Source organism: Caulobacter sp. (assembly GCF_049283275.1).
GTDB lineage: Bacteria > Pseudomonadota > Alphaproteobacteria > Caulobacterales > Caulobacteraceae > Caulobacter.
The window spans coordinates 1-6,913 of the sequence record NZ_JBAPVS010000207.1 but is presented as its reverse complement, the minus strand read 5'-3'; the positions used below and the strand labels follow the sequence as shown (position 1 = coordinate 6,913).

Here is a 6,913-nt window from a genome sequence, read left to right as displayed (position 1 = left end):
ACGATGGCCGACATCACCCAGTCCGCGCCCATGGCGGCGGCTTCGGAGACGGCCGCGGCGCCGGCCGCGGCGCGCACGCCGGAACCGGCCAGGCGTTCGCGCAACTCGGGCAAGCCGGCCTCGTCGTCGATGACCGCGACCAGGGGCTTCCACCGCAGCGCCTGCTGCGCCAGCTTCTCGACATTGCGGCCGGCCGTCAGGGCCAGGATCTCGACCGAGGCGTCCGCCTGCTCGAACAGGTCCAGGGTCGATACGCCGATGGACCCCGTCGAGCCCAGCACCACCACCTTGCGGACCCCGGCATTGCGGGCGTGGGTCAAGGCAGCACTCCCCACTGGTCGAGCAGCCGCGCCCCGGCGACCACGATCGCCGCGAACATCAGGCCGTCGACCCGGTCCAGCATGCCGCCGTGGCCGGGTATCAGGTCGCCGGAGTCTTTCACGCCGAACCGGCGCTTGAGCATCGATTCCCACAGGTCGCCGGCCATGGTGGCCAGACCGCCCAGCAGACCGATCACCGCGGCGACCGGCCAGGCCAGATGCAGGTCCGGCAAGGCGGGCAAGACCTGAGACAGAGCCACGATGCCGACCGCGCCCAGCGAGGCGGCGATCAGCCCGCCGAAGAAGCCCGACCAGGTCTTGTTGGGTGAATACCGCGGCCACAGCTTGGGGCCCTTCAGGGCGCTGCCGACGACGAAGGCGAAGATGTCGGCGAACCAGGTCGCCGTGAACAGCAGCAGGGTCCAGCTGAGGCCGGCGTCCATGCGGCGCAGCCAGATCATCGCGATGACGGCCGGGGCGATGTAGATCACGCCGTAGGCGGCGTCGGCCCGACGCTCCAACGCACCACGCGCCATCAGGGCCGCGGCCAGGGCTCCGGCGATCACCACGGGCCAGGTGATGTAATAGTGACCGCGATAGGCGACGATCACCGAGATCGCCACAGCCACGCCGATCGCCATGGCCACGCCGAGCGCGGATCGCCTGGCGCTCATCTCGGCCCACTCACGGGCGAGCAACGCGACGCCCACCAGGATCAAGCCCAGGTACCAGACGTCGCCGAACCAGACGGCGGCCACGACCGTAGGCACCAGCACCGTGGCCGAAGCGACACGGATCCGCAGGTTGCTCCAGTTGAAACGTTTAGCCGGCGACGGCGACGTCATCGACGGCGATACCTCCATAGCGACGGTCGCGGCTGCGATATTCCGTCAACGCGGCGGCCAAGTGTTCAGGTCCATAGTCCGGCCACAGGACGTCCTGATACACGAGTTCGGCGTAGGCGCATTCCCAAAGCAGGAAGTTGGAGATCCGGTGCTCGCCGCTGGTGCGCACGATGAGGTCCGGGGCCGGCGCGCCGGCGGTGGACAGGTGCTGTTCGAAGAGGGCTTCGTCGAGGTCGGCGGCCCGGGCCTCGCCGCGCTCCACGGCCCGGGCGAAGGCGCGGGCGGCGTCGGCGATGTCGGCGCGACCGCCGTAGTTGAACGCCACCTGCAGCAGGAAGGCGCTGTTATGGCTGGTCCGGCGCTCGGCGCGTTCGATGACGTCCAGCACGTCGGGGGCAAGGCCCGTGCGGCGGCCGATGATCCGCACCTTCACGCCCTCGCGGGCCAGGCGCTCGAGGTCGGATTCCAGATAGGCCTTCAGCAGGCCCATCAGCTCCGAGACCTCCTGCGGCGGCCGGCTCCAGTTCTCGGTGGAGAAGCCGAAAACCGTCATCACGCCCACGCCCAGGTCGGCGGCGCCTTCGACGGTCCGCTTCAGGGCGTTGACGCCGGCGCGATGGCCCAGGACGCGCGGCAGGTTGCGCCGCTTCGCCCAACGGCCGTTGCCGTCCATGATGATGGCCACATGCAGAGATTGGCCCGACTTGGCGCCCCCGGCGCGCGTCGCGACATTCTGCAGGCCGGTCGTCGGCGCCATGCGCTTCAGCCTTCCCTCATCGTCCCCCACAGGTCGATGCTAAACCTGCATGATCTCTTGTTCTTTGGTTTTCAAGGCCTCGTCGATGCGTTTGATGGCCTCGTCGGTCATCTTCTGGACCTCGGTCTCCATCTTCTTCAGCTCATCTTCGCTGATGACGGAAGCCTTTTCGGCCTTCTTGAGGTCGTCGTTGGCGTCACGACGGATGTTGCGGACCGCGACCTTCTGGGCCTCGGCGTATTTGCCGGCGATCTTCGACAGATCCTTGCGGCGTTCTTCGGTCAGCGGCGGGATCGGGATCCGCAGATTGTTGCCCTCGACGACCGGGTTCAGACCCAGATCGGAATTGCGCACGGCCTTTTCGACCGCCGCGACAACACCCTTGTCCCAGATGTTGACGTTGATCTGGCGCGGCTCGGGCACGCTGATCGAGGCCACGGTGTTGAGCGCCACCATCGAACCGTAGGCGTTGACCATGATCTGGTCCAACAGGCTGGACGAGGCGCGACCGGTGCGCAGACCGGCGAAGTCCTCCTTCAAGGACAGGACGGACTTGTCCATGCGGTCCTTGTAGCCGGACAGGACGGGTTTTTCGGCGTTGGCCATGGCTTGGGCTCTCTTCGCTGGAAGTTTAAGCGGCGCGGTCGCCGGAAACGACGGTGTGTGTTCCCTGCCCCTTGAGGACGTTGAGCAGATTGCCGCGTCCCTTGATGGAGAAGACCACGATCGGAATGTTGTTGTCGCGCATCAGGGCCACGGCCGAGGCGTCCATGACCTTCAGGTCCTTGGCCAGCACGTCCATGTAGCTGAGCGTGTCGTAACGCTTGGCCGCCGGATCCTTCTTGGGGTCGGCGCTGTAGATGCCGTCGACGCTGGTGCCCTTGAACAGAGCGTCGCACTGCATTTCGGCGGCGCGCAGGGCGGCGGCGGTGTCGGTGGTGAAGAACGGGTTGCCGGTGCCGGCGGCGAAGATCACCACCCGGCCCTTCTCCAGGTGGCGTTGGGCCCGGCGGCGGATGTAGGGCTCGCAGACCGTGGCCATCGGGATGGCCGACTGCACGCGGGTGGAGACGCCGATGCGCTCCAGGGCGTCCTGCATGGCCAGGGCGTTCATCACCGTGGCCAGCATGCCCATATAGTCGGCGCTGGAGCGTTCCATGCCCTTGGCCGCGCCGGCCATGCCGCGGAAGATGTTGCCGCCGCCGATCACCAGGCACAGCTCGACGCCGGACTGGACGATCTCGCGGATGTCGTCGGCCACCGATTCGACGGTCTTGGTGTCGATGCCGTAGGGCGTGTCGCCCATCAGCACCTCGCCCGAAACCTTCAGAAGCACGCGGCGATAGGGTCTGTGCTGAGGTTCGGACATGCGGAGGCTCTTCCTGAGTCGTCGGGACGCAACATAGTGCGCGTTCCGAAAAAGTGGGATCGGTTTTCCGGGCTGAAACCGGCCAGATCGCGTGCAGATGCGTGACCCGGGCGCAAAAAAGGCGCGGCGCGCGCTTGATGCGCGCCGCGCCTTTCATAGGCGAGTCCTGTCCGTCGCCCCGAAAGGCGACGAAAAGACCTAGGCTTGGCCGGCCATGGCGGCGACTTCGGCGGCGAAATCGCCTTCCGGAGCCTTCTCGACGCCTTCACCCAGGGCCAGGCGAACGAAGCCCTTCACGGTGAGCGGCGAGCCCAGTTCCTTGCCGGTCTCGGCGACCAGTTGCTCGACGGTCTGGTCCGGGTTCATGACGAAGGCTTGCTTCAGCAGCACGACTTCTTCCAGGAACTTGCGGATGCGGCCTTCGACCATCTTCTCGACGACGGCCGGGGGCTTGCCCGATTCGAGCGCCTGCGCGGTGAAGATCTGGCGCTCCTTCTCGATGGCGGCCTGGTCCAGGTCGTCCGGCGACAGCGACAGCGGGGCGGTGGCGGCCACGTGCATGGCGATCTTGCGGCCCAGCTCAACGATCTTGGCCTGGTCGCCAGCGCCTTCGATGGCGACGAGCACGGCGATGCGGCCCAGATCCGGGGCCGTCGCGTTGTGGATGTAGGTCGCCACGGCGCCATGAGCCACGGCGAACCTGGCCGAGCGGCGCAGCACCATGTTTTCGCCGATCGTGGCGATCAGATGGGTCAGCAGATCCGACACGACTTCACCGTCGGGCGTGGTGGCCGCGCTGATGGCGTCCACGCCTTCGTTGTCCAGACCGGCCCTGGCGATCTTGCGCACGGCGTTCTGGAACAGTTCGTTGCGCGACAAGAAGTCGGTTTCGGCGTTCACCTCGACGGCGGCGGCGGTCATCCCCGCCCCTTCGGCGCGGACCACGATGCCGACGAGACCTTCGGCGGCGACGCGATCAGCCTTCTTGGCGGCCTTGGACAGACCCTTCTCGCGCAGCCAGTCGATGGACGCGTCGATGTCGCCGTTGTTTTCGACCAGCGCCTTCTTGCAGTCCATCATGCCGACGCCCGACTTTTCGCGCAGTTCTTTCACCAGCGCAGCGGTCACTTCAGCCATGAGTTCCTCCATTGAATATCGGAGCATTCCCCTGCGCGACCGGGTCGCCTTCGGGAAACGCGTGAAACAAAATTACGACCGGGCTTGATAGCCCGGTCGCATGTCAGGTTCACGAAGACCGGATCGGGACCGAAATCCCGATCCGATGATCGGAAAATCAGCTCGCGGCCGGCTCTTCGGCGACGGCTTCGATCGCTTCGGCGGTCGCTTCCTGAGCGGCTTCCGGAGCGGCTTCGACGGCCGGAGCCGCTTCGGGGGCGGCTTCCGGAGCAGCGGCTTCAGCCACCGGTTCCGGGGTCAGTTCGCGGGCCAGGGTCGGTTCGATCGGAGCGACCGAGGCGCCCAGGTCGACGCCCGAGGCGGCTTGGCCGGCGGCCAGACCGTCCAGCACGGCGTCGGCGACCAGGTCGCAGTACAGCTGCAGGGCGCGGGCGGCGTCGTCATTGCCGGGGATCGGGTAGGTGATGCCGTCCGGATCGCAGTTGGTGTCGAGGATGGCGACGACCGGGATGTTCAGCTTGCGGGCTTCAAGGATCGCGATCGCTTCCTTGTTGGTGTCGATCACGAACATGATGTCGGGGATGCCGCCCATGTCCTTGATGCCGCCCAGCGACAGCTCCAGCTTGTCGCGTTCGCGCGTCAGCTGCAGCAGTTCCTTCTTGGAACGGCCCTGGCCTTCGCCGCCCATGATGCCTTCGAGTTCGCGCAGACGCGCGATCGAGCCCGAGACGGTGCGCCAGTTGGTCAGGGTGCCGCCGAGCCAGCGGTGGTTGACGTAGTACTGGGCGCAACGCTTGGCGGCGGTGGCGACCGGGTCGCTGGCCTGACGCTTGGTGCCGACGAACAGCACGCGGCCGCCGGCGGCGGCGACTTCACGCACCTTCACCAGGGCTTGGTGCAGGAGCGGAATCGACTGCGACAGGTCGATGATGTGAATGTTCGAACGCGAACCAAAGATGTAGCGGTCCATCTTCGGGTTCCAGCGGTGCGTCTGGTGGCCGAAGTGGGCGCCAGCTTCCAAGAGCTGACGCATGGAGAATTCGGGAAGCGCCATGATAGGTCTCCTTCTTCCGGTTGAACCTCCGTGGACACCCCCGCTCCGACAATTCGGACCGGGACCGGAACGGTAACGACGGGATGTCTCCCCGGCGTCGCCGCACGTCCACGTGTGGAATGGCCGCGCAAATAGGCGCGAACGGACCAGAAAGCAAGCCCCAACGCGCGGGTTCGTGCCCCTGACCGCCGTCTCGGAAGCGATTTCACGCCTCCCTGCTCCCGAGACGAAACCGATCCTCGCCGCGTTTTATCCACAGCCCGACACATCCTGCCCACAGGCGTGACACAGGACTGACAGGTTCGGGCGGTAGAAAAGGCCATGCTCGCGGTCTTCGATCTCGACGGCACCTTGTTGGATGGCGATTCCACGGCGCTCTGGCTGTGGAGCCGGGTTCGCCGCTCCGTTCCCCGACTTCTGGCCACCTTGCTGGTCGCGCCGGTCGCCGTTCCGATGGTGATCGCGCCACGCACCCGGCGGGCCGGAGCCTCGATCCTGCTGTGGATCGCCACCGCCGGCCTCTCCGAACGCAAGCTGAGCGAGTCCTGCGCCGACTTCGCCGCGCGCTTCCAGGCCAAGGCCCTGCCCCTTCATTGGCGCGGTCCGGGCGTGCAGATCCTGGACGCCCACTTGGCCGGCGGCGATGAGGTGGTGGTCGTCACCGCCGCCCCGACGGTCCTGGCCCAGGCCCTGATCGCCCCGCTGAACCGGCCCATCGTCGTGCTGGGCACCTCGCTCAAGCGCCGGGCCGGCGGCTGGGTCGCCGACGTCCACTGCCGCCACCAGCGCAAGTGCCAGGCCCTGGACGAGGCCGGCCACGGCAAGCGCTGGGCCTATGCCTATACCGACAGCCTCGACGACCTGCCGCTGCTGCGCGGGGCCGACGCGCCGATGATCGTCGGCTGCGGCAAGGCCGCCAAGCGCCGCCTCAGCCGCGCCCGCCTGCCCAAATGCCGAGCCATGGCTTGGTAGGCCCTGCCGGTCGCGCCCTAAAGATCTAGGGCGGATCGACATGAAAGCGTGGTGCGTGGTCCTCGTTTTCACGTCCAACGTCGAATGCGGATAAGCCTACCGCGACTTGCCGTCGAACTTGTGCGGCTCCAGTGCGAACACGTCGACGTCGTCCAGACAGCGGACATTGATCGCCGCCATCTCGGTCCCGTCCGGCCCGACGCCGCGACCGAAGGATTCGATGCCGCAGGTCTGGCAGAACAGGTGCGCGATCTTGTGGGTGTTGAAGCGGTATTCGGTCAGGGCGTCCTGGCCCTGCTGCAGCGCGAACGCCGAGGCCGGCGCGAAGGCCAGCACCGAACCCAGCTTGCCGCAGCGCGAGCAATTGCAGGTGATCAGGTTGTCGAGCGAGACCTCGACCGCGTAACGCACCGCGCCGCACTGACAACCGCCTTCATGCCTGGCCATGGGCCTTCTCCC

At 66.9% G+C, this 6,913-nt stretch carries 8 protein-coding genes and 1 pseudogene; 1 reads left to right on the top strand and 8 read right to left on the bottom strand.

The window, feature by feature from the left end; translation table 11 throughout:
* From WAL33_RS11610 to rpsB, 7 genes and pseudogenes are all read right to left on the bottom strand, one after another.
* Positions 1-320, bottom strand: a pseudogene (locus tag WAL33_RS11610) (1-deoxy-D-xylulose-5-phosphate reductoisomerase); the annotation flags it as partial.
* Positions 317-1,165: a phosphatidate cytidylyltransferase gene (locus WAL33_RS11605; protein ID WP_422181555.1), complete on the bottom strand. Its 849-nt coding sequence runs from the start codon at positions 1,163-1,165 to the stop codon at positions 317-319. The pseudogene WAL33_RS11610 and the gene WAL33_RS11605, both read right to left, overlap by 4 nt.
* Positions 1,143-1,922 (bottom strand): polyprenyl diphosphate synthase, encoded by a 780-nt coding sequence (gene uppS / locus WAL33_RS11600; RefSeq protein WP_422181553.1) that lies wholly within the window; start codon positions 1,920-1,922, stop codon positions 1,143-1,145. The genes WAL33_RS11605 and uppS overlap by 23 nt, the downstream gene beginning before the upstream one ends.
* A gap of 39 nt (positions 1,923-1,961) precedes the next feature.
* Positions 1,962-2,528: a ribosome recycling factor gene (frr, locus tag WAL33_RS11595; RefSeq protein WP_422181551.1), complete on the bottom strand. Its 567-nt coding sequence runs from the start codon at positions 2,526-2,528 to the stop codon at positions 1,962-1,964.
* Between the two features lie 25 nt (positions 2,529-2,553).
* Positions 2,554-3,291: a UMP kinase gene (gene pyrH, locus WAL33_RS11590; protein ID WP_422181549.1), complete on the bottom strand. Its 738-nt coding sequence runs from the start codon at positions 3,289-3,291 to the stop codon at positions 2,554-2,556.
* Positions 3,292-3,489: 198 nt separating this feature from the next.
* On the bottom strand, positions 3,490-4,428 hold the full coding sequence (gene tsf / locus WAL33_RS11585; protein ID WP_422181547.1) for a translation elongation factor Ts: 939 nt from the start codon (positions 4,426-4,428) through the stop codon (positions 3,490-3,492).
* Positions 4,429-4,585: 157 nt separating this feature from the next.
* Positions 4,586-5,482: a 30S ribosomal protein S2 gene (rpsB, locus tag WAL33_RS11580; protein ID WP_422181545.1), complete on the bottom strand. Its 897-nt coding sequence runs from the start codon at positions 5,480-5,482 to the stop codon at positions 4,586-4,588.
* 321 nt (positions 5,483-5,803) lie between these two features.
* On the opposite strand from rpsB, the gene WAL33_RS11575 reads away from it, so the two are divergent.
* Positions 5,804-6,454, top strand: a complete 651-nt coding sequence (locus tag WAL33_RS11575; RefSeq protein ID WP_422181543.1) for a haloacid dehalogenase-like hydrolase — start codon at positions 5,804-5,806, stop codon at positions 6,452-6,454.
* Between the two features lie 96 nt (positions 6,455-6,550).
* On the opposite strand, the gene WAL33_RS11570 is transcribed toward WAL33_RS11575, so the two are convergent.
* Positions 6,551-6,901, bottom strand: a complete 351-nt coding sequence (locus WAL33_RS11570; RefSeq protein ID WP_422181541.1) for a GFA family protein — start codon at positions 6,899-6,901, stop codon at positions 6,551-6,553.
* Positions 6,902-6,913 lie beyond the last annotated feature (12 nt).